A 23,513-nucleotide genomic window follows, 5' to 3' on the forward strand; every position below is an offset into this window, starting at 1 on the left:
TTGCCGCCACCGCTACCCTACTCATTTTCGGAGATGTGTTATGTCTGATACCAAACGTAATACAATCGGCAAATTCGGCTTGCTCTCGCTGACTTTTGCCGCCGTTTACAGCTTTAATAACGTTATCAATAATAATATTGAGCTTGGACTGGCCTCGGCACCGATGTTTTTCCTCGCGACGATTTTTTATTTTATTCCCTTCTGTCTGATCATTGCAGAATTTGTTTCGTTAAATAAAAACTCAGAAGCCGGTGTCTACGCGTGGGTAAAAAGTTCGCTGGGCGGACGTTGGGCATTTATTACTGCCTATACCTACTGGTTCGTAAACCTGTTCTTTTTCACCTCGTTGTTGCCGCGCGTTATTGCTTATGCTTCGTATGCCTTCCTCGGCTACGAATATATTATGACGCCGGTTGCCACCACCATTATCAGTATGGTGCTGTTCGCCTTCTCCACATGGGTTTCCACCAACGGGGCGAAAATGCTGGGGCCAATCACCTCCGTCACTTCAACGCTGATGCTGCTGTTAACGCTCTCCTACATTTTACTGGCAGGTACGGCACTGGTTGGCGGCGTACAGCCTGCCGATCCGATCACCGTTGACGCGATGATCCCGAACTTCAACTGGGCGTTCCTCGGCGTGACCACCTGGATCTTTATGGCCGCAGGTGGCGCGGAGTCCGTCGCGGTGTACGTTAACGACGTCAAAGGCGGTTCGAAATCGTTCGTTAAAGTGATCATCCTCGCTGGGATTTTTATCGGCGTACTGTATTCCGTCTCCTCGGTGCTGATTAACGTCTTCGTCAGCAGCAAAGAGTTGAAATTTACTGGCGGATCGGTACAGGTATTCCACGGCATGGCGGCGTATTTTGGTCTACCGGAAGCACTGATGAATCGCTTTGTCGGTCTGGTGTCCTTTACCGCGATGTTCGGTTCCCTGCTGATGTGGACGGCAACGCCGGTGAAAATTTTCTTCTCCGAAATTCCGGAAGGCATCTTTGGTAAGAAAACCGTCGAACTGAACGAAAACGGCGTTCCGGCGCGCGCAGCGTGGATCCAGTTCCTGATCGTCATCCCGCTGATGATTATCCCGATGCTCGGTTCCAATACCGTGCAGGATCTGATGAATACCATTATTAATATGACCGCCGCAGCGTCCATGCTTCCGCCGTTATTCATCATGCTGGCTTACCTGAATTTACGCGCCAAATTAGATCACCTGCCACGCGATTTCCGTATGGGTTCCCGACGCACCGGTATTATCGTTGTTTCAATGCTGATTGCGATATTTGCTGTAGGGTTTGTCGCTTCGACATTCCCGACTGGCGCGAATATTCTGACCATCATTTTTTATAACGTCGGCGGTATTGTTATCTTCCTCGGCTTTGCGTGGTGGAAATACAGTAAATATATAAAGGGATTAACGGCTGAAGAGCGCCATATTGAAGCGACGCCAGCCAGCAATGTTGATTAAGCAGAATAATAAAAAATGAGCAGGCATTTTCCCTCTTCCTGGATGGGGAGAGGGAAAATAGTTTCTGCCTTTATATTTTTATAATTACAACGATAAAAGGCTGTACTTTTTCTTTAGCTCATGGATTAACACAATGAAATTAATCACTGCACCATGCAGAGCATTACTTGCTCTGCCGTTTTGCTACGCCTTTTCTGCGGCCGCTGAAGAAGCACGTCCGGCAGAACATGACGACACAAAAACACCCGCAATTACCTCGACATCTTCTCCTTCATTTCGTTTTTACGGCGAATTAGGGGTTGGTGGGTATATGGATTTAGAGGGTGAGAATAAACATAAATACAGCGACGGCACCTATATTGAAGGTGGCCTGGAGATGAAGTACGGCTCCTGGTTCGGCCTGATTTACGGCGAAGGCTGGACCGTGCAGGCCGACCACGACGGTAATGCCTGGGTGCCTGACCATAGCTGGGGCGGTTTCGAAGGTGGGATTAACCGTTTCTATGGCGGTTATCGTACCAATGATGGCACCGAAATCATGCTCAGTCTGCGTCAGGATTCCTCGCTGGATGATCTGCAATGGTGGGGCGATTTCACGCCCGATCTGGGCTACGTCATTCCCAATACCCGCGACATTATGACTGCGCTGAAGGTACAGAACTTAAGCGGCAACTTTCGTTATAGCGTTACCGCCACACCTGCCGGACATCATGACGAAAGCAAAGCCTGGCTACATTTTGGCAAGTACGATCGCTACGACGACAAATACACCTATCCGGCAATGATGAACGGTTACATCCAGTATGACCTTACAGAAGGTATCACCTGGATGAACGGTCTGGAAATCACCGACGGCACAGGCCAACTCTATCTCACGGGCCTGCTTACCCCTAACTTTGCCGCTCGCGCCTGGCACCATACCGGACGCGCCGACGGGCTGGACGTACCGGGAAGTGAAAGCGGGATGATGGTGAGCGCCATGTATGAAGCGTTAAAGGGCGTTTATCTCTCCACCGCTTACACCTACGCCAAACATCGCCCTGACCACGCTGACGATGAAACCACCTCTTTCATGCAGTTTGGTATCTGGTACGAATACGGCGGCGGACGTTTCGCAACGGCTTTTGATAGCCGCTTCTACATGAAAAATGCCTCTCACGATCCCAGCGACCAACTCTTCCTGATGCAATATTTTTACTGGTAATAAGGACAGTAATCTCATGAAAATAAAAACTATTTTAACGCCAGTAGCCTGTGCTCTGCTGATGAGCTTTTCCGCCCATGCCGCTAACGCCGACAATTATAAAAACGTGATTAACCGTACTGGCGCGCCGCAGTACATGAAGGATTACGATTACGACGATCACCAGCGTTTTAATCCGTTTTTCGATCTCGGAGCCTGGCATGGTCATCTGTTGCCAGACGGCCCGAACACCATGGGCGGCTTTCCGGGCGTTGCGCTGCTGACGGAAGAGTACATCAACTTTATGGCCAGCAATTTCGACCGCCTGACCGTCTGGCAGGACGGCAAGAAAGTCGACTTCACGCTGGAGGCATACAGTATTCCCGGCGCGCTGGTGCAAAAACTGACAGCAAAAGATGTGCAGGTCGAAATGACTCTGCGCTTCGCCACGCCGCGCACATCACTACTGGAAACCAAAATCACCAGCGATAAACCGCTGGATCTGGTGTGGGATGGTGAACTGCTGGAAAAACTGGAAGCGAAAGAAGGGAAACCGCTTTCCGATAAAACCATTGCTGGCGAATACCCTGACTATCAGCGCAAAATCAGCGCCACCCGTGATGGCCTGAAAGTCACCTTTGGCAAAGTGCGCGCCACCTGGGATCTGCTGACCTCCGGTGAATCAGAATATCAGGTGCATAAATCCCTGCCAGTGCAGACTGAAATCAACGGCAATCGCTTTACCAGTAAGGCGCATATCAACGGGTCGACCACGCTCTATACCACCTATTCCCATCTGCTGACCGCTCAGGAAGTTAGCAAAGAGGAAATGCAGATCCGCGATATTCTGGCACGTCCGGCGTTTTATCTCACCGCCTCGCAGCAACGCTGGGAAGAGTATCTGAAGAAAGGGTTAACCAATCCGGATGCGACGCCGGAACAGACGCGCGTCGCGGTGAAAGCCATCGAAACACTCAACGGTAACTGGCGATCGCCGGGCGGTGCGGTGAAATATAACACCGTCACACCGTCGGTGACCGGGCGCTGGTTCTCCGGCAATCAGACCTGGCCGTGGGATACCTGGAAACAGGCGTTTGCGATGGCGCATTTCAATCCGGATATCGCCAAAGAGAATATCCGCGCGGTCTTCTCCTGGCAGATCCAGCCAGGCGACACCGTGCGTCCACAGGATGTGGGCTTTGTCCCCGACCTGATTGCGTGGAACCTTAGCCCCGAGCGTGGCGGCGATGGCGGCAACTGGAACGAACGCAATACCAAGCCCAGCCTTGCCGCCTGGTCGGTGATGGAAGTGTACAACGTCACCCAGGATAAAACCTGGCTGGCAGAGATGTACCCGAAACTGGTGGCCTATCACAACTGGTGGTTACGTAACCGCGATCATAACGGCAACGGCGTGCCGGAATATGGCGCGACCCGCGACAAAGCCCACAACACCGAGAGCGGCGAGATGCTGTTTACGGTGAAAAAAGGCGACAAAGAAGAGACGCGGTCTGGGCTGAACAACTACGCCCGTGTGGTGGAGAAAGGCCAGTACGACAGTCTGGAAATTCCGGCACAGGTTGCTGCGTCGTGGGAATCAGGTCGTGATGACGCCGCCGTCTTTGGGTTTATCGACAAAGATCAGCTGGATAAATATGTCGCTAACGGTGGCAAACGTAGCGACTGGACGGTGAAATTCGCCGAAAACCGCAGTCAGGACGGAACGTTGCTGGGCTACTCGCTATTGCAGGAGTCGGTGGATCAAGCCAGCTATATGTACAGCGATAACCATTATCTGGCGGAGATGGCAACCATACTCGGTAAGCCGGAAGAGGCCAAACGCTATCGCCAGTTGGCACAGCAGCTCGCGGACTACATCAACACCTGTATGTTCGACCCGACTACCCAGTTCTACTATGACGTACGTATTGAAGATAAACCGCTGGCGAACGGCTGCGCGGGCAAACCGATTATTGAGCGCGGTAAAGGGCCAGAAGGCTGGTCGCCGCTGTTTAACGGTGCGGCAACGCAGGCCAACGCCGACGCGGTGGTGAAGGTGATGCTCGATCCTAAAGAGTTCAACACCTTTGTCCCGCTGGGAACGGCGGCGTTAACCAACCCGGCTTTTGGCGCTGATATCTACTGGCGCGGGCGCGTATGGGTCGATCAGTTCTGGTTTGGTCTGAAAGGAATGGAGCGTTACGGTTATCGCGATGATGCCCTGAAACTGGCGGATACGTTCTTCCGGCACGCCAAAGGGTTAACCGCCGATGGCCCAATTCAGGAGAATTACAACCCGCTGACTGGCGCACAGCAAGGCGCACCAAATTTCTCCTGGAGTGCCGCGCATTTGTATATGTTGTATAACGATTTTTTCCGTAAGCAGTAATTTTTCCCGATGCCGGACGACTGTATTACCGCCGTCCGGCATGACGAACGGGCGTATTCTTTTTGAATCCCATCACAAACCCCGCACTCCCCTTTTCCCTTTTCTCCGGCGACGGCTAAATTAGAACTCATCCGACCACATAACAATTATTTTACATACTGGACAATTTTATGAGCTACCCGTCGCTGTTCGCCTCGCTGGATTTAGGTTTTACCACGTTAAAAAACCGCGTGTTGATGGGTTCAATGCACACCGGGCTGGAGGAATACCCGGACGGTGCTGAACGGCTGGCAGCGTTTTATGCCGAACGCGCCCGTCACGGCGTGGCGTTGATTGTCAGCGGCGGTATCGCACCAGATTTAACAGGCGTTGGCATGGAAGGCGGTGCAATGCTCAATGACGCCAACCAGATCCCACACCATCGCACCATTACCGAAGCCGTACATCAGGAAGGCGGCAAAATTGCCCTGCAAATTTTGCATACCGGGCGCTACAGCTACCAACCGCATCTGGTCGCCCCCTCCGCATTGCAGGCCCCCATCAACCGTTTCGTGCCCCATGAGTTAAGCCATGAAGAGATCCTGCAACTGATCGACGATTTCGCCCGCTGCGCACAACTGGCACGGGAGGCTGGATACGACGGTGTAGAGGTGATGGGTTCCGAAGGGTATTTGATCAACGAATTTCTGACTCTGCGCACCAACCAGCGTAGCGACCAGTGGGGCGGCGATTACCGCAACCGGATGCGATTTGCCGTCGAAGTAGTGCGTGCGGTGCGCGAACGCGTCGGCAATGACTTCATTATTATCTACCGTTTGTCGATGCTCGACCTGGTCGAAGGCGGCGGTACTTTTGCCGAAACGGTAGAACTGGCGCAGGCCATTGAAGCGGCGGGCGCAACCATTATCAACACTGGAATAGGCTGGCATGAAGCGCGGATTCCGACCATCGCCACGCCCGTGCCGCGCGGCGCATTTAGCTGGGTCACACGCAAACTGAAAGGCCACGTTTCGCTGCCGCTGGTGACCACCAACCGGATTAACGATCCGCAGGTTGCCGACGATATTCTCTCGCGCGGTGATGCCGATATGGTATCGATGGCGCGACCGTTTCTTGCTGATGCGGAGCTGCTGTCAAAAGCGCAATCGGGGCGAGCCGATGAGATCAACACTTGTATTGGCTGCAATCAGGCCTGTCTCGATCAGATCTTTGTCGGCAAGGTCACCTCGTGTCTGGTGAATCCTCGCGCCTGCCACGAAACCAAAATGCCGATCCTTCCCGCCGTGCAGAAAAAAAATCTGGCGGTGGTCGGCGCAGGTCCGGCGGGGCTGGCGTTTGCCATCAATGCGGCGGCGCGTGGTCATCAGGTAACGTTGTTTGATGCACATAGCGAGATCGGCGGGCAGTTTAATATCGCCAAACAGATCCCCGGCAAAGAGGAATTTTACGAAACATTGCGCTACTACCGCCGGATGATCGAAGTGACTGGCGTGACACTGAAACTTAATCACACCGTGACCGCAGATCAGTTACAGGCGTTCGATGAAACGATCCTCGCCAGTGGGATCGTACCGCGCATTCCGCCTATCGACGGGATCGATCATCCGAAGGTGTTGAGTTATCTCGACGTACTGCGCGACAAAGCGCCGGTGGGCAACAAAGTTGCCATCATCGGTTGTGGCGGGATTGGTTTTGATACGGCGATGTATTTAAGTCAGCCGGGCGAATCCACCAGCCAGAATATCGCCGGGTTCTGTAATGAGTGGGGAATCGACAGCAGCCTGCAACAGGCTGGTGGCTTAAGCCCGCAGGGAATGCAGATCCCGCGTAGCCCACGGCAGATTGTGATGCTCCAGCGCAAAGCCAGCAAACCGGGACAGGGGTTAGGCAAAACCACCGGCTGGATCCATCGCACCACCCTGCTCTCGCGGGGTGTGAAAATGATCCCAGGCGTAAGTTATCAGAAGATTGACGATGACGGGCTGCATGTGGTGATCAACGGCGAAACGCAGGTATTAGCAGTGGACAATGTGGTGATCTGCGCAGGGCAAGAGCCAAACCGCGCATTGGCGCAACCGCTGATTGATAGCGGGAAAACTGTGCATTTAATTGGCGGCTGCGATGTAGCTATGGAGCTGGACGCACGACGGGCAATTGCCCAAGGAACACGGCTGGCGCTGGAGATTTAAATTGTGCATTGAAGTGCCGGATGCGACGCTTGCCGCGTCTTATCCGACCTGGGGGTAATGTGCTGAACGTATGCCAGATAAGGCGTTTACGCCTTATCTGGCAGGTAGCTGTCAATCTTACCGACGACGCCCCAGCTTCACTGCTTTCAGCACCACAAATTTATTATTCGTGGCGATGGTGGTGCAGTTGCCGAAAATCTTCTTCAGTTTATGGAAGTAATCCAGGTGACGGTTGGCAACGATATACAGCTCGCCGTTGATTTTCAGACAGCGGCGGGCGTGGTGGAACATCTCCCAGGCGACGTTATCGGTCAGCGCATGTTGCTGATGAAACGGCGGGTTGCAGAGCACAGCATTAAAGCGGAAAGGCTCCACGCCGGAGAGCGCGTTGTTGATCATAAACTCGCAGCGATCCAACGCCTCTGGCATGTTGGTTTCAACGTTCAAACGGCTGGAAGCAACCGCCATCGGCGATTCATCGACAAACACCACTTTCGCCTGCGGGTTTTTATCAAGCAGCGTCAGGCCAATAACGCCATTACCGCAGCCGAGATCGACAATCTCACCCTCGAGATTCTCTGGCAGATGTTGCATAAAGAAGCGCGCGCCAATATCCAGCCCGGTGCGGGAGAAGACATTCGCATGGTTGTGGATAGTCCAGTCAGTACCTTCCAGTTTCCAGCTAACGGTCTGCGGCGCATCGGCCAGCGGCGGCTCGTTGAAAGTACAGTTAATTAAGCGTGCCTTCTTCCATGCCAGCGTGGTGGTGGTCGGGCCGAGCACTTTTTCGAACAGTTCCAGCGTGGAAGTGTGGATGTCACGGGCTTTGGCACCGGCAATAATACGTGTATCCGGCGTGACCACTTTGCGCAGCGCTCGCAGTTGTTGTTCCAGCAACGCCAGTGTTTTCGGTACTTTGATCAGTACCACGCCCGGCTGTTGCGGGTAGTCGGCGGTGCTGTCGAGAAACTTCACGCTCGACTCATCAATCCCGTTGAGGCGTAAATTCTCGCGCGTCGCCAGTTCGCTGATGTATGAGTCGCCAATGCTGTATGGCTTATGTTCCGCCAGCGCACAACTTAACGCACCAAAGGCATCATTCAGGATCAACACCGGGCCGCGGATTTCTGTGTCGTCCAACTGTTGCAGCAAATATTCATCCGCCGCTTCCCACGCCTGTAGCGGGTTAACGTCATCCGTCGCCGGAAAACGTTGTAGTGTCAGTGAACGGAAACCGTTGTCTAAGTGGCTCATCGGCCCTCCTGAATGATAAAATTTCGACGTTGCCCCTGAAAAGGGTGCGTGAGTATACCCTTTTTCTCTTTTTCGTGGGCGGTTATGAGCAATCTTACTTATCTTCAGGGTTATCCCGAGCAGCTACTTTCCCAGGTGCGAACGCTGATTAACGAACAGCGTCTGGGCGATGTGCTGGCAAAACGCTATCCGGGAACACACGACTACGCCACCGATAAAGCCCTCTGGCAATATACTCAGGATCTTAAAAATCAGTTTCTGCGCAATGCCCCGCCGATCAATAAAGTGATGTATGACAACAAGATCCACGTGCTGAAAAACGCGCTCGGGTTACATACCGCTGTCTCGCGTGTGCAGGGCGGCAAGCTGAAAGCAAAAGCAGAGATCCGCGTCGCTACCGTGTTTCGCAACGCGCCGGAACCGTTTTTGCGCATGATCGTGGTGCACGAGTTGGCGCACCTGAAGGAGAAAGAGCATAACAAAGCGTTCTATCAATTGTGCTGTCATATGGAGCCGCAGTACCACCAGCTTGAGTTCGACACCCGGCTGTGGCTAACGCAGTTGTCGCTTGGGCAGGACAAAATCTGAAAATGATGTCAGGCGTTATTTTTTCTTTCTTTAGCGCCTAAAATCGACCTCCCCCCTTTCGTTAAGGATAACGACCATGCTGCGCGCCTTTGCCCGCCTTCTTCTCCGTATTTGTTTTTCTCGCCGGACTCTAAAGCTTGGCTGTTTATTGTTGCTTATAGCAGGAGCGACCATTTTTATTGCCGATCGCGTTATGGTCAACGCCAGCAAGCAGCTGACCTGGAGCGATGTCAACGCCGTTCCGGCGCGGAACGTGGGTTTATTGCTGGGGGCGAGGCCGGGTAATCGCTACTTTACCCGACGTATTGATACCGCAGCAGCGTTGTACCACGCCGGAAAAGTGAAATGGCTATTGGTAAGTGGCGATAACGGACGTAAAAATTACGATGAAGCGTCAGGAATGCAGCAAGCCTTGATCGCTAAAGGCGTACCGGCAAAAGTGATCTTCTGCGACTATGCCGGATTCTCAACGCTTGATTCGGTGGTGCGTGCCAACAAGGTGTTTAGTGAAAATCATATCACCATTATCTCGCAAGAATTTCATAACCAACGCGCCATCTGGCTGGCAAAACAGTATGGTATCGATGCTATCGGTTTTAACGCGCCAGACCTCAATATGAAGCACGGTTTATATACTCAACTGCGGGAAAAACTTGCCAGAGTCAGCGCGGTGATTGATGCGAAAATCCTCCATCGCCAGCCGAAATATCTCGGGCCGTTGGTTATGATTGGGCCGTTTAGTGAGCATGGCTGTCCGGCGAAAGAATAATGCGTATCTGCGCACGTCGAAGATAAAAAAGGCGTGCTACAGTGACGAGAGAATCCCTTTATGGAGTATCCACGCGTTATGATACGTTTCGCTGTGATTGGTACGAACTGGATCACTCGCCAGTTCGTCGAGGCCGCCCATGAGAGCGGTAAATACAAGTTAACTGCCGTTTATTCCCGCAGTCTTGAACAGGCCCAGCACTTCGCCAATGATTTTTCTGTCGAGCATCTGTTTACGTCGCTGGAAGCGATGGCAGAAAGCGATGCCATTGACGCGGTGTATATTGCCAGCCCGAATTCCCTGCACTTTTCCCAGACACAACTTTTCCTTAGTCACAAAATTCATGTGATTTGCGAGAAGCCACTGGCGTCGAATCTGGCGGAAGTGGATGCCGCCATTGCCTGTGCGCGGGAAAATCAGGTGGTGCTGTTTGAGGCATTTAAAACCGCCAGCCTGCCGAACTTTCATCTGTTGCGCCAGGCGCTGCCGAAAGTCGGCAAACTGCGTAAAGTCTTTTTCAACTATTGCCAGTATTCCTCGCGGTATCAACGTTACCTGGATGGTGAGAATCCCAACACCTTTAATCCGGCATTCTCTAACGGTTCAATTATGGATATCGGCTTTTACTGCCTGGCGTCGGCGGTGGCATTATTCGGTGAGCCGAAAAGCGTGCAGGCAACCGCCAGTTTGTTGGCAAGCGGCGTAGATGCCCACGGCGTGGTGGTGATGGATTACGGTGATTTCAGCGTTACGTTGCAGCACTCAAAAGTGAGCGATTCTGTCCTGGCAAGCGAGATTCAGGGCGAAGCGGGATCGCTGGTGATTGAAAAACTCTCTGAATGCCAGAAAGTCTGCTTTGTACCGCGTGGCAGCCAGATGCAGGATCTCACCCAACCGCAGCATATTAATACCATGCTCTACGAAGCAGAGCTGTTCGCTACCCTGGTGGATGAGCATCTGGTGGATCATCCAGGGCTGGCGGTCAGTCGCATCACCGCCAAACTGCTGACCGAGATCCGCCGCCAGACTGGGGTGATTTTTCCGGCAGATAGCGTAAAACTATAAATTGCCAAAGTAAAACAGTGTAAAAGGTATGTAACAGACCATTGACTGACTGAATGGTCTGTCATACTTTGTTACCTGCAAAGGGGAGTAACTTCATTGCCGGTCGATCGTCATTACGATGTGTGAAAAACCACATCCGGTCACCGGGCAACCCGAAAGGAATACGCAGACGTATTCCTTTTTTGTTGTAAGTGAGACCTTGCCGGAAGGCGAGGTCTATGCATAAAAAGCAGCGGCTGACGTCTTCCGACGTTGGCCGTTTTTTTATGTGTAAGGAACTTCTATGAATACTGTCGGCACGCCGTTGCTATGGGGCGGATTCGCTGTTGTTGTCACCATTATGCTGGCTATCGACCTGTTGTTGCAGGGGCGTCGTGGGGCACATGCCATGACCATGAAACAGGCTGCGGCCTGGTCGCTGGTCTGGGTGACGCTGTCGTTACTGTTTAACGCCGCTTTCTGGTGGTATCTGGTACAGACACAGGGGCGCGAAGTCGCTGACCCGCAGGCGCTGGCCTTCCTCACCGGTTATCTGATTGAGAAATCGCTGGCGGTCGATAACGTCTTTGTCTGGCTGATGTTGTTCAGCTATTTCTCTGTTCCGGCGGCATTACAACGTCGCGTGCTGGTGTATGGCGTGCTTGGGGCGATTGTTCTGCGTACCATCATGATCTTCACTGGTAGCTGGCTGATTTCACAGTTCGACTGGATCTTGTATATCTTCGGTGCCTTCCTGCTGTTTACCGGCGTGAAGATGGCGCTGGCTCATGAAGATGAATCAGGCATTGGCGACAAGCCGCTGGTGCGCTGGCTACGCGGTCATTTGCGCATGACCGACACCATCGACAACGAGCATTTCTTTGTGCGTAAGAATGGTTTGTTGTATGCCACGCCGCTGATGCTGGTGCTGATTCTGGTGGAGTTGAGCGATGTGATTTTCGCCGTGGATAGTATTCCGGCTATCTTCGCCGTGACCACCGATCCGTTTATTGTGCTGACCTCAAACCTGTTTGCGATCCTCGGCCTGCGTGCGATGTATTTCCTGCTGGCGGGCGTAGCAGAACGTTTCTCGATGCTCAAATATGGTCTGGCAGTGATTCTGGTGTTTATCGGTATCAAGATGCTGATTGTCGACTTCTACCATATTCCGATCGCCGTCTCGCTGGGCGTGGTGTTTGGCATTCTGGTGATGACGTTTATTATCAACGCCTGGGTGAATTATCGGCATGATAAGCAGCGGGTTGGATGATTTTTAATCTGCCCACGCCGTGTACCCTGTCATCAACATGAGCACCGTTTTCTCCCTCTCCCCAAAAGGGGCGAGGGGACTGACCGAGTACTTTTTTGACGTTGTCATCAGTCTGGAAGCCGCACGTTGGGCTTTATTTTTATGTCAAATAAATGTAACCATTAAGTTGCAAAATATGACCTCTCTTTAAAATCCAGCATTTTTCGCTTCCCGAAGCTGTAACTTTCCTTATACTCGACCTTGCAAACACTTTGTTACATCCTGAAAGATGCGTCGACAGAACGCACCAGGGATGTGCGACAACACAATGAAAGGATCGAAAAATGACTACGCAACGTTCACCGGGGCTATTCCGGCGTCTGGCTCATGGCAGCCTGGTAAAACAAATCCTGGTCGGCCTTGTTCTGGGGATTCTTCTGGCATGGATCTCAAAACCCGCGGCGGAAGCTGTTGGTCTGTTAGGTACTTTGTTCGTCGGCGCACTGAAAGCCGTTGCCCCCATCCTGGTGTTGATGCTGGTAATGGCATCTATTGCTAACCACCAGCACGGGCAGAAAACCAATATCCGTCCTATTTTGTTCCTCTATCTGCTGGGCACCTTCTCTGCTGCTCTGGCCGCAGTAATCTTCAGTTTTGCCTTCCCTTCTACCCTGCACTTGTCCAGTAGCGCGGGTGATATTTCGCCGCCGTCAGGCATTGTAGAAGTGATGCGCGGGCTGGTAATGAGCATGGTTTCCAACCCCATTGACGCGCTGCTGAAAGGTAACTATATCGGGATCCTGGTGTGGGCAATTGGCCTCGGTTTCGCACTGCGTCACGGTAACGAGACCACCAAAAACCTGGTCAACGATATGTCGAATGCCGTCACCTTTATGGTGAAACTGGTGATTCGCTTCGCACCGATCGGTATTTTTGGTCTGGTTTCTTCTACCCTGGCAACCACCGGTTTCTCCACACTGTGGGGCTACGCGCAACTGCTGGTCGTGCTGGTTGGCTGTATGTTACTGGTGGCGCTGGTGGTTAACCCCTTGCTGGTGTGGTGGAAGATTCGTCGTAACCCGTTCCCGCTGGTGCTGCTGTGCCTGCGCGAAAGCGGCGTGTATGCCTTCTTCACCCGCAGCTCTGCGGCGAACATTCCGGTGAATATGGCGCTGTGTGAAAAGCTGAATCTGGATCGCGATACCTATTCCGTTTCTATTCCGCTGGGAGCCACCATCAATATGGCGGGCGCAGCAATCACCATTACCGTGTTGACGCTGGCTGCGGTTAATACGCTGGGTATTCCGGTTGATCTGCCCACAGCGCTGCTGTTGAGCGTAGTGGCTTCTCTGTGTGCCTGTGGCGCATCCGGCGTGGCGGGGGGGTCTCTGTTGCTGATCCCACTGGCCTGTAATATGTTCGGTATTTCGAACGATATCGCCATGCAGGTGGTTGCCGTCGGCTTTATCATCGGCGTATTGCAGGACTCTTGCGAAACCGCGCTGAACTCTTCAACTGACGTGCTGTTCACTGCGGCAGCTTGCCAGGCGGAAGACGATCGTCTGGCAAATAGCGCCCTGCGTAACTAATACTTAGCCCCTTTCGTCTACGGCGGAAGGGGTTTTCTCCACTTTAAACGGATCAATTCCCCTTCTCTGCATACGCCAGAAACGAATGATATTCAGGCCATTCATTAGCAGAAAACTCCCCTCAATCATCGTGCCGCCTATCGACCCCGCCCAGAAGTTGTGAATCACCCAGCAACACGTTGAAAACCACATTACGCAGCGCATGGTCAGCCCTTTACAGCGGAACAGCGCCCAGGTACTGACAATCGTGCCGATTACCGGCAGTAGTTCGACAGGATGATGGAACTTCGCGAGGCCAATTCCGCCAGTCAGCACAATAAAAATCGCCATTACCCATAAGCTGCGCGTGCGTAAGGTAATCAATGTACGAATGGCATTAAGGATGGCACTGGCACCGGCAGGATAGGTGCCCAGAAGAAAAAAATGTACGCCAATAACGGCGCTATAGACCGAAAGCTGCTTTTTGAAGCGACGTTCGTCACGATTGAAAAATGTTGTGATACCAATCAGAAAGGCGATGACACCCACGCCCTGGGCCAGCCAATACGCGGTCATGATAAATCCTTAGCAGGTATGGAAAAGCAAACGGCGCTTCACATTATGAAACGCCGTTTTTTATTAACAACTCATTTCGACTTTATAGCGTTACGCCGCTTTTAAAGATCGCCAGTTCACGGAAGTCGTTACGCTCGTTGCAGGTTTGCTTACCGTTGGCAAACTCAACGATGGTATCGATAAATTCTTCCAGCAACTGCGGCATCGCTTTACCGTGGATCAGCTGACCCGCGTCAAAGTCGATCCAGTGTTTTTTCTTCGCCGCCAGTTCACTGTTGGTGGCGATTTTCACCGTCGGCACAAATCCACCATACGGCGTACCACGACCAGTACTGAACAGCACCATATGGCAGCCCGCACCCGCCAGGGCGCTGGTCGCTACGGCATCGTTACCCGGCGCACTTAACAAGTTCAGCCCCGGCGTTTTCAGACGCTCGCCGTAACGCAGCACGTCAACCACGACACTGGAACCCGCTTTCTGGGTACAGCCGAGGGATTTGTCTTCCAACGTAGTGATACCGCCCGCTTTGTTCCCCGGTGATGGGTTTTCGTAGATCGGCTGGTCATGGGCAATAAAGTACTGCTTGAAGTCATTGACCATGGTGACCAGTTTTTCAAACGTTGCTTCGTCGCGGCAATGGTCCATCAGCAACTGCTCTGCGCCAAACATCTCCGGCACTTCGGTCAGTACGGTAGTACCACCGTTAGCAATCACGTAGTCAGAGAAACGACCGAGCATTGGGTTGGCGGTAATACCGGAAAGACCGTCAGAACCGCCGCACTCCAGACCAAACTTCAGTTCGCTGAGTTTGCCCGGCTCGCGCTTGTCGTTGCGCATCACGTTATACAACTGATGCAAATGCGCGATCCCGGCCTCGATTTCATCATCCTGCTGTTGGCAGATCATGAAATGAACGCGTTCAGGATCGATATCGCCCAACGTTTCACGGAATGCGGCAACCTGGTTGTTTTCACAGCCCAGACCAATCACCAGCACTGCGCCCGCGTTCGGGTGGCGCACCATGTTTTGCAGCATGGTGCGAGTATTGATGTGATCGTCGCCCAGTTGTGAGCAGCCGTAGGTGTGGCTGAAGAGGAACACGCCGTCGGTACCTTCAGCGTTGTTGGTCTCTTTCAGGAAACGATTTTGGATCTGCCGCGCGATGCCGTTGACACAGCCCACGGTTGGCAGGATCCACAGCTCATTACGCACCCCGACATCGCCGTTCGCGCGACGATAGATCTGCACTTCACGATCTGCCGCTTGCGCAGGCAGATCCTGAAAATCAGGTTGATAGCGATACTGATCCAGATCGCTCAGATTCGTGCGCGTATTGTGGGCGTGAACGTGTTCACCCGCCGCAATATCCGCCAATGCATAACCAATCGGCAGGCCATATTTAATGACGTTGGCCCCTTTTGCGATATCCGTTAACGCAAATTTATGTCCACGAGCAACATCCTGGCGCAGCGTAACAGTCTGGTTATCGACACTGACTTCTGTGCCTTCAGCCAAATCCGCTAAAGCAACCGCGACGTTATCCAGCGCATGGATCTTGATGTATTGCATATCAACCCCAGACCTTAGTTCAGTTCAATGGCGAAGTAGTCACGCGCATTGTTAAAGCAAATATTTTTCACCATCTCGCCCAGCAGGTTGATGTCCGCCGGTGCTTCGCCTGCTTCCACCCAGCGACCGATCATCTGGCACAGAATGCGGCGGAAGTATTCGTGACGGGTGTATGACAGGAAGCTACGGCTGTCAGTCAGCATACCGACAAAGCGGCTCAGCAGACCGAGCTGCGCCAGTTGGGTCATCTGACGTTCCATACCGTCTTTCTGGTCGTTAAACCACCAGCCGGAACCGAACTGCATTTTGCCCGGCATACCTTCGCCCTGGAAGTTACCGATCATGGTGCCCAGCACTTCGTTATCGCGCGGGTTCAGGCAGTAGAGAATGGTTTTCGGCAGCAGGTTTTCTTCGTTCTGCTTGCTCAGCAGCTTAGACAGCTCTTCCGCCATCGGACGGTCGTTGATGGAGTCAAAGCCGACATCCGGCCCCAGCAGTTTGAACTGACGCAGGTTGTTATTACGCAGTGCGCCAATGTGGTACTGCTGTACCCAGCCGCGACGTGCGTATTCAGCGCCGAGGAACACCAGCACCGCAGTTTTGAACTGTGCCACTTCGTGCTCGCTCAGGGTTTCGCCTGCCAGACGGCGCGCGAGGATGCTGTCCAGTTCCGCTTCGTTCGCTTCAGCAAACATCACTACATCCAGCGCGTGGTCAGACACTTTACAGCCGTGAGCGGCGAAGTGATCCAGACGTTTAGTCAGGGCTGTTTGCAGGTCAGCAAAGCGGCGAATGTCGGTATCGGAAACTTCGCCCAGCTTCGTCATGTAGTCGTTAAAGGTCGCCTGTTCAATGTTAAAGGCTTTGTCCGGACGCCAGCTCGGCAGCACTTTAATGGTGAAAGAGCCATCTTTGGCGATCTCTGCGTGATGCTCCAGAGAATCGATCGGGTCATCGGTGGTGCCGACCATTTTCACGTTCATCTGCTGCATGATGCCGCGTGCAGAGAAATTATCCTGCGCCAGCAGTTCGTTACATTCGTTCCAGATTTCATCGGCAGTTGACGGAGAAAGCAATTTGCCAGTGATACCAAACGGACGACGCAGTTCGAGGTGCGTCCAGTGGTATAACGGGTTGCCGATAGTGTGCGGAACAGTCGCCGCCCAGGCGTCAAATTTTTCACGGTCAGACGCATCACCGGTGCACAGACGCTCGGCCACACCGTTGGTACGCATAGCGCGCCATTTGTAGTGATCGCCCTTCAACCAGATGTCATACAGGTTTTTAAAACGATAGTCTTCCGCAATCTGCTGCGGCGGCAAATGGCAATGGTAATCGAAAATCGGCTGGTCTTTTGCGTAGTCGTGATACAGACGGCGGGCAAATTCGGTATCTAACAGGAAATCTTCAGTCATAAACGGAGTCATTTTCGTCTTCCTCTCAACGAGTGAGCTAGCTTGCTTATGGTGCGATGCTGACAAAGTTATCACACCAATTTCCAGAGTCCGAAGATATTTTCGTGAGTTAGATCAATAAACGTAGTTAAAAAAATTACTCTCAAAGTGGTAAATCTCGCTGCAGGCCGCGCCAGTACTGGCCTCGTGGTCGTCAGGTAATGTCCCTACAAATATTCGCACATTTGTGATGGCTCTCACCTTTTAAAGTTGTATGACAAGTTATCTTTCTGCCGTCGCAAATCATAAGTCGACGGAATGCAAATTGCCGATTCATTCATTTGTTAGATGAATCGGGTTAACCGGTACGGAAGCCGAATTAGCACGAAACTTTCATGGCAACGTTCGGGGCGTGCCGGTTTTTTTTCGGTTACCCGGTCGTAACTAACATCTTCAGCCTCTGGCGGGATGATGGCCGCGCTTCCTGCGGATATAACAAAACGATGAGGTTTTACATGCGTAAAATTAAAGGGTTACGTTGGTATATGATCGCACTGGTGACGCTCGGCACCGTGCTTGGTTACCTGACGCGTAACACTGTGGCGGCAGCTGCGCCAACTCTGATGGAAGAGTTAAACATCTCCACCCAACAGTATTCCTATATCATCGCAGCGTATTCTGCTGCTTATACGGTCATGCAACCGGTAGCGGGTTATGTACTGGATGTGCTGGGTACGAAAATCGGTTATGCAATGTTTGCTGTACTGTGGGCCGTGTTCTGTGGTGCAACCGCGCTGGCAGGTAGTTGGGGTGGCCTGGCTGTTGCTCGTGGTGCGGTCGGTGCCGCGGAAGCCGCGATGATTCCGGCGGGTCTGAAAGCCAGCTCCGAATGGTTCCCGGCGAAAGAGCGTTCCATCGCGGTAGGTTACTTTAACGTAGGCTCTTCGATTGGTGCGATGATTGCGCCGCCGCTGGTGGTATGGGCAATCGTGATGCACAGCTGGCAGATGGCATTTATCATCTCCGGTGCGTTGAGCTTTATCTGGGCGATGGCATGGCTGATTTTCTACAAGCATCCGCGCGACCAGAAACATCTGACCGATGAAGAACGCGACTACATTATTAATGGTCAGGAAGCCCAGCACCAGGTTGACACAGCGAAGAAAATGTCCGTTGGTCAGATCCTGCGCAACCGTCAGTTCTGGGGTATCGCGCTGCCGCGCTTCCTGGCAGAACCGGCATGGGGTACTTTTAACGCGTGGATCCCGCTGTTCATGTTTAAAGTTTACGGCTTTAACCTGAAAGAGATCGCGATGTTTGCCTGGATGCCGATGCTGTTTGCTGACCTCGGTTGTATCCTCGGTGGTTACCTGCCGCCGCTGTTCCAGCGTTGGTTTGGTGTGAACCTGATCGTTTCCCGTAAGATGGTCGTAACGCTGGGTGCTGTGCTGATGATTGGCCCGGGTATGATCGGTCTGTTCACCAACCCGTATGTCGCGATTATGCTGCTGTGTATCGGTGGTTTTGCTCACCAGGCACTGTCTGGCGCACTGATTACGCTCTCTTCTGACGTGTTCGGTCGTAACGAAGTGGCGACGGCGAACGGTTTAACCGGGATGTCCGCATGGCTGGCAAGTACGCTGTTTGCACTGGTAGTCGGTGCACTGGCTGACACCATCGGCTTCAGCCCGCTGTTCGCAGTTCTGGCAGTGTTCGACCTGTTAGGTGCGCTGGTTATCTGGACCGTGTTGCAGAACAAACCGGCGATTGAGGTGGCGCAGGAATCACATAACGATCCCGCACCGCAACATTAAGACTTAACGTAAGTTGTAATGACGAAGCCGCCTCTTCAGGCGGCTTCGTTGTTTAGTTTTTTCTGGTCTGCGAGGTCAATTGATCGTCGGCAATGACGGGGTAAAGATGACCGACAATTTACCCATATAATATCCCGCCTGTTTTGCCGTCACGTTAAATTTGTCGACCACCAGCGTCAGCGGTGTGGGAACACACATCACAGCGTAACGAATGCCTGGAAGCACCACCGGGCGGACATGTTTAAGATTGATGTTGGTCCAGACCATGCTCTCATTGTTGCGCACATCAATTTGCCCTCCTGATTCCGGGTCATACATTTTGACACGGTAATCAATACGCTCCCCTTCATCCGTTGAGCTCGCGCCCTGACGATAAATCGAAAACTCACCATTACTGCGTCCTGCCGCCGTTCTTCCCTCATCTTTTAGCAAAATTTCATAGCTAAGACCGTTACCGTTAAAGCCATCGTACAGGCACATATCCAACATCGTCAGATCTTGCGCGTAGTTGTTGCCGTTAACGCTACCTGTTGGATGCAAATCCAGTTGTACGCGTGGCGTAGCGTGGGCGAACTCCGGGAAGAACACGTCGATATGGTTGGGATCGAGGGTGTTCAGGGTAATATATGCAAAATAGTCCACTGAAGGGCTATTTGAGTGCAGCTTAACCTGCCCTTTCCAGACACCGCCAATCGGCAACTTCTTCATTTCTGCCTGTTCAAGGTAAAGCGTAAGATATTTATCACTAGCATAATGTGGGGTTGGATCCCCCTTTACGGTGCATGTATACCGATTTGAGTCCCTGAGATCCGTTTGTGCAACGTATCCATCGCACCCTGGAATCCCGTCATCGACATAAGCTTTTTTAAATCCTTTGAGCGTAATCGGCCAACGCATACCACTGCGCTGCTCCGTTAAATAAATTTGTACTGTCGAGAAATTACCAGAGTCCGAGCAAGTTTGCTGGATATTGGGATATGAACATTCATACCACATATACGCGTTATTTCCGGGGGATTCTTCCTCGTTCCAGAAATAATAATCTGCTCTGCCAGCGGCCAAATCATAAGTAATTTCAGCCGTCACAGACGGTTCTGCCTGAACACCCGCTACCATGCCAAATAAGCATAAAACCATGGCAATTAATCGATTTCTCATGGTGCAACCTCCCTTTGCGCCGTCTGGACGTTTCCACGTAATTTAGGCTGTTTCAACTGTGCCTGAACCTGAATAGATTCCGGCAATTGTGAATAACTCACCACGCTACAATTCACATCCCCGCTATAGCGAATGCTGGCGCGTTTCTTCAAAACATTCAGCGGACATTTCAGGAACTGCTGCCCGGAAAGCAGATACAACTCTTTTTCACCACTGCTGATCTCAAGTGTGAATCCGCCATCTTCAGCCACCAGTAACATGGCGCTATTCAGACCCACCAGCGGGAATTTCTCTACCGATGCGGGCAATAACAAACGACCGATATAGTTGTAATTAAAGCTGGCAGACACCTCGCGATAACGTAATTTGCCCGGCAACAGCATTAACTCGCGATTTCCCGCGCCGTTAATGATGTTGGTTGTTCCTTGCTGGTTACCCTGATTACTGTCGTTAACTTCAACAAAGCCAGACTGAAATCCAGGATAGGGGAATAACACGCTATCGCTTTGACCAAGCTGCAATGTTCTGCTGCCAGCCACCCGCGCTTCGAGTTGCAGACCCTGACTCTGTTCATCCTGTTCAGAGAAACCTTTCACATCCACCAACACCGCTCCCAGCAAATCATCTGAGCCGCTGGCCCCCAAATTGATGCCATAGCGACTCACCGCCAGCGTGGAGCTGTACGTTCCGGTGAAGGCCGAGAGATGATCATGGTTCTGGCGATCATAACTGTCTGAGACAGTAGCGTAGACATTTCCATATTGGCCATCCCAACGCCCGTTAACCGCGCTGTTTATGGTATCGGTGTTCAAACCGCCGACGGTCACGCCAAGCTCTTTATGGCTGAATGAGTCGTTATAAAAGGTATGCGATAACTGCCATGACGTTTGATCGCCATCCTGATCGCTATAACGATAATCAGTAGAAACATTGGTTGAATGGCTGTTGTTATTGCTGTCCATCGTCGGCGTATCAGATAACGAAAACGACAGATACAAACCGTTGTCATCGCTACCACCGCCGTTGTCATTACGATGGAAAACCCCAAGGGAAGTACTCAAAATCCAGTCACGCATCACAAAAGCGCGAGAAGCGCTAAGTTGTACGGTCTCGGAAATGCTTTGAGCCGAAGTCTGGCGAAGATAGTTATTTTCAAAGCTCTGCTGTTTGTCCCAGCGCAAACTATCATCAGTGTTATTTTGTGTGCGGGTATAGCCCAGCATCATATTCCAGCCGACAAAATTCTGTGAAACCGTCGCGGAAATACTTTCATAACAGCTTAAGGCGTTGTAGCTCTCTCTGTTGTCGGTTGTACAAGCATCACCGTCAGAGTTGGTCCGATAAAAGCCCAACGTCGGCCATCCCGGATGACTCCAGTTGGCCTGTTGCATATCGCCTTTGCCGCCGTCATCGTTACGGAACACGCTGGCACTGATAGCCAGATTCCCCGCCCCGCCTAAATCTGCCGTCCAGTTATTGCCTAACTCGAAAGCACTTACATCATCGGCATTCGCCAGCCCTGCGTAGAGCTCATATTGCGGATGTAATGGCAGGCGTACGCCTAGCTGATAAGCAGAACTTTCATCATCAGAAACCTGTGATGTGGTTTTACCTGCCTGCAAGAACCACTGGGCATTTCCGTCCGTCAGACCGCCGGTTTTGGTAAACGGTACAAGCTCGGTGCGGGTGAGTTGGTTATTTTCATAAACTTTTAACGCCACGCTGTAGCTGCCTGGCGGAAAGGAACTGGTATCAATAAATTGCGAACCACTATTGAGGTAAAACGATCCCAACAGTTGTTCATTACGATAAGCATCAACACGAGAATTGCGCGAAAGCAGGATCATTACCGGCGTTCCCTGCTGGCTTTGCGTCTGGTTTAAATAACTGAGAGTCGACCCGATACGCATTCCGTCGATGGCACCGAGTGGCAGAAAGTTAAAAGTAAAGTTTCCACCTTGCGCATTAAATAATGTGCGGTTGTCCATCCGCCCCGCCTGCACATAATAACGGCGTAAAAAATCATAGCGGTAATAGAGATCGCTGACATCGACATTGTTGTCGCTGACATCATCTGCATCATAACCGTCGAAATTCCAGTGCGCACCAATATAGCTATTTTCTGTTATTCCCAGTGCGCCATTACCCTGAATTGACAACGATTGGTAATCATCCTGTACCAGCACATTAATATCTTGCTGATGTATAAAAGCGTTAACCGTATTTTTGTCTGGATTTAAATACAATGACTTCGAGTTAAACGCAGAACTCCATTGCGGATTAAGAAATAGGGTTGCTGAACTTTCTTCATCATTGTAGATTATTTCTACTGTCTCAGTATTAAGAAAACCGCATCCTGAATCAGTACGTACAAAACCACAAGCCAGTTCACCGTGGCGAGCTAAGGGTTGCGATAGTTTTTCTTTCACTGTATGAGCGATTTTTTGATCGTCAGTGCTCAATTCAAGTTTGCTGTATAAACTTGATGAATCAAGAAAGGTTACGGTATCAAGATTAACCATAGCATAATATTTACCGAGACTTTTCCCTGCAAAATAAACCTCGATATACTCCTGCTGTCCCTGAGCAATAACCTCAAAACCAGCGGGAATTTTTGTTAATGTTGCCTTTGCCGGGCTGAGACTCGCCAGGATCAAAAGAGCCAGTAATTTTTTGTCCATGGCTGTCCTGTAATCCATAATAAATACTAAAATAGTTAAAAGAAGGGAGGACTTGCCTCCCTTTATTGCATGTTAATTCTGTTATCCAGATTAGAGAGCCTGGGACAGATAAATGCTAACTACGCCACGGTAGATACCCGTTTCCAGAACACCTTTGGTAGCCTGGGAAAACATCAGTGGTTTAGCCAGCGAACCGTTAGTTAACGCATCGGAAGCAAAGATTTTCGTTGCGGTAAACGTGGTTGCCGCATCAGCTTTAATCTCTTCACCACCCCAGGTTACGGTCAGCGGAACGATTTTGCTGGCGTCCAGGCTCTGAACCAGTTGCGCAGGCGAAACTAACTGCATTTTCACGTCTTTGGTCGTGTCATTTGACCAGATTTTAGTCATTAACTGGTAAGATTGCAGACCCTGACCCGGCAGATATTGCATTTCTACTGCCTTCGGCAGTGCAGTATTATCGGTCTGTGTCATATCCAGAGCAGCATCAACGTTAGCAGTAACAGTGATATCTTTTTGTACTGCTAATGCAGAACCTGCAACGGAAAACATTGCCGCTACCAGAAGAGATTTTGCGAATACCTTTTTCATTACTATTCCTTGGTTTATTACA

The 23,513-nt window shown here is 51.6% G+C and carries 17 protein-coding genes; 10 read left to right on the forward strand and 7 right to left on the reverse strand.

Annotation, left to right across the window (positions count from 1 at the left end; all coding sequences use genetic code 11):
* Positions 1-40: 40 nt before the first annotated feature.
* The 4 genes from ACJHX7_RS06145 (at position 41) to fadH (ending at position 7,235) form a co-directional block, all read left to right on the forward strand.
* Positions 41-1,474, forward strand: a complete 1,434-nt coding sequence (locus ACJHX7_RS06145; RefSeq protein ID WP_001285446.1) for an amino acid permease — start codon at positions 41-43, stop codon at positions 1,472-1,474.
* A gap of 133 nt (positions 1,475-1,607) precedes the next feature.
* A complete protein-coding gene (gene ygjJ, locus ACJHX7_RS06150) occupies positions 1,608-2,678 on the forward strand; it encodes a protein YgjJ (protein WP_001571949.1) in 1,071 nt (356 codons plus the stop codon).
* Positions 2,679-2,694: 16 nt separating this feature from the next.
* Entirely contained in the window at positions 2,695-5,046 is a 2,352-nt protein-coding gene (gene ygjK, locus ACJHX7_RS06155; protein ID WP_094029916.1) for an alpha-glucosidase, read from the forward strand.
* A gap of 170 nt (positions 5,047-5,216) precedes the next feature.
* A complete protein-coding gene (gene fadH / locus ACJHX7_RS06160) occupies positions 5,217-7,235 on the forward strand; it encodes an NADPH-dependent 2,4-dienoyl-CoA reductase (RefSeq protein WP_094029915.1) in 2,019 nt (672 codons plus the stop codon).
* Positions 7,236-7,352: 117 nt separating this feature from the next.
* Here the strand turns inward: fadH and rlmG are convergent, their stop codons facing one another.
* Positions 7,353-8,489: a 23S rRNA (guanine(1835)-N(2))-methyltransferase RlmG gene (rlmG, locus tag ACJHX7_RS06165; protein WP_000018671.1), complete on the reverse strand. Its 1,137-nt coding sequence runs from the start codon at positions 8,487-8,489 to the stop codon at positions 7,353-7,355.
* A gap of 84 nt (positions 8,490-8,573) precedes the next feature.
* Here rlmG and ACJHX7_RS06170 point away from each other — a divergent pair, with 84 nt between their 5' ends.
* The 5 genes from ACJHX7_RS06170 to sstT all read left to right on the forward strand — a co-directional run bounded on the left by ACJHX7_RS06170 (position 8,574) and on the right by sstT (position 13,728).
* Positions 8,574-9,077 carry a M48 family metallopeptidase gene (locus tag ACJHX7_RS06170; RefSeq protein ID WP_001295542.1) on the forward strand — a complete coding sequence of 168 codons (504 nt, stop codon included), beginning with the start codon at positions 8,574-8,576 and terminating at the stop codon, positions 9,075-9,077.
* A 76-nt stretch (positions 9,078-9,153) separates the two neighbouring features.
* Positions 9,154-9,846: a vancomycin high temperature exclusion protein gene (locus ACJHX7_RS06175; protein ID WP_000942562.1), complete on the forward strand. Its 693-nt coding sequence runs from the start codon at positions 9,154-9,156 to the stop codon at positions 9,844-9,846.
* Between the two features lie 78 nt (positions 9,847-9,924).
* Complete coding sequence (locus ACJHX7_RS06180) at positions 9,925-10,911, forward strand: Gfo/Idh/MocA family protein (protein ID WP_001361214.1); 987 nt, start codon at positions 9,925-9,927, stop codon at positions 10,909-10,911.
* A gap of 283 nt (positions 10,912-11,194) precedes the next feature.
* Positions 11,195-12,160 (forward strand): TerC family membrane protein Alx, encoded by a 966-nt coding sequence (gene alx / locus ACJHX7_RS06185; RefSeq protein WP_088170306.1) that lies wholly within the window; start codon positions 11,195-11,197, stop codon positions 12,158-12,160.
* 323 nt (positions 12,161-12,483) lie between these two features.
* The gene (sstT, locus tag ACJHX7_RS06190; protein WP_000211642.1) at positions 12,484-13,728 is read left to right on the forward strand and encodes a serine/threonine transporter SstT; all 1,245 of its coding nucleotides are present in this window, start codon (positions 12,484-12,486) and stop codon (positions 13,726-13,728) included.
* Positions 13,729-13,731: 3 nt separating this feature from the next.
* Here the strand turns inward: sstT and ACJHX7_RS06195 are convergent, their stop codons facing one another.
* From ACJHX7_RS06195 to uxaC, 3 genes are all read right to left on the reverse strand, one after another.
* Positions 13,732-14,283 carry a YgjV family protein gene (locus tag ACJHX7_RS06195; RefSeq protein ID WP_000128143.1) on the reverse strand — a complete coding sequence of 184 codons (552 nt, stop codon included), beginning with the start codon at positions 14,281-14,283 and terminating at the stop codon, positions 13,732-13,734.
* An 82-nt stretch (positions 14,284-14,365) separates the two neighbouring features.
* Positions 14,366-15,853, reverse strand: coding sequence for an altronate dehydratase (uxaA, locus tag ACJHX7_RS06200; protein WP_001199369.1), 1,488 nt, complete (start codon positions 15,851-15,853; stop codon positions 14,366-14,368).
* A 14-nt stretch (positions 15,854-15,867) separates the two neighbouring features.
* A complete protein-coding gene (gene uxaC / locus ACJHX7_RS06205; RefSeq protein WP_094029914.1) occupies positions 15,868-17,280 on the reverse strand; it encodes a glucuronate isomerase in 1,413 nt (470 codons plus the stop codon).
* 482 nt (positions 17,281-17,762) lie between these two features.
* Between uxaC and exuT the strand changes: the two genes are divergently transcribed.
* The gene (gene exuT / locus ACJHX7_RS06210; protein ID WP_001298326.1) at positions 17,763-19,061 is read left to right on the forward strand and encodes a hexuronate transporter ExuT; all 1,299 of its coding nucleotides are present in this window, start codon (positions 17,763-17,765) and stop codon (positions 19,059-19,061) included.
* 75 nt (positions 19,062-19,136) lie between these two features.
* On the opposite strand, the gene ACJHX7_RS06215 is transcribed toward exuT, so the two are convergent.
* The 3 genes from ACJHX7_RS06215 to ACJHX7_RS06225 form a co-directional block, all read right to left on the reverse strand.
* Complete coding sequence (locus ACJHX7_RS06215) at positions 19,137-20,219, reverse strand: CfaE/CblD family pilus tip adhesin (RefSeq protein WP_094029913.1); 1,083 nt, start codon at positions 20,217-20,219, stop codon at positions 19,137-19,139.
* Positions 20,216-22,900: a TcfC E-set like domain-containing protein gene (locus ACJHX7_RS06220; RefSeq protein ID WP_000358691.1), complete on the reverse strand. Its 2,685-nt coding sequence runs from the start codon at positions 22,898-22,900 to the stop codon at positions 20,216-20,218. Before ACJHX7_RS06220 ends, ACJHX7_RS06215 begins: the two co-directional genes overlap by 4 nt.
* A gap of 90 nt (positions 22,901-22,990) precedes the next feature.
* Positions 22,991-23,491: a CS1 type fimbrial major subunit gene (locus ACJHX7_RS06225; RefSeq protein ID WP_000755089.1), complete on the reverse strand. Its 501-nt coding sequence runs from the start codon at positions 23,489-23,491 to the stop codon at positions 22,991-22,993.
* Positions 23,492-23,513: the final 22 nt, after the last annotated feature.

It is taken from the genome of Escherichia sp. WS1451 (assembly GCF_046487365.1).
In the GTDB taxonomy this organism is placed as follows: domain Bacteria; phylum Pseudomonadota; class Gammaproteobacteria; order Enterobacterales; family Enterobacteriaceae; genus Escherichia; species Escherichia coli.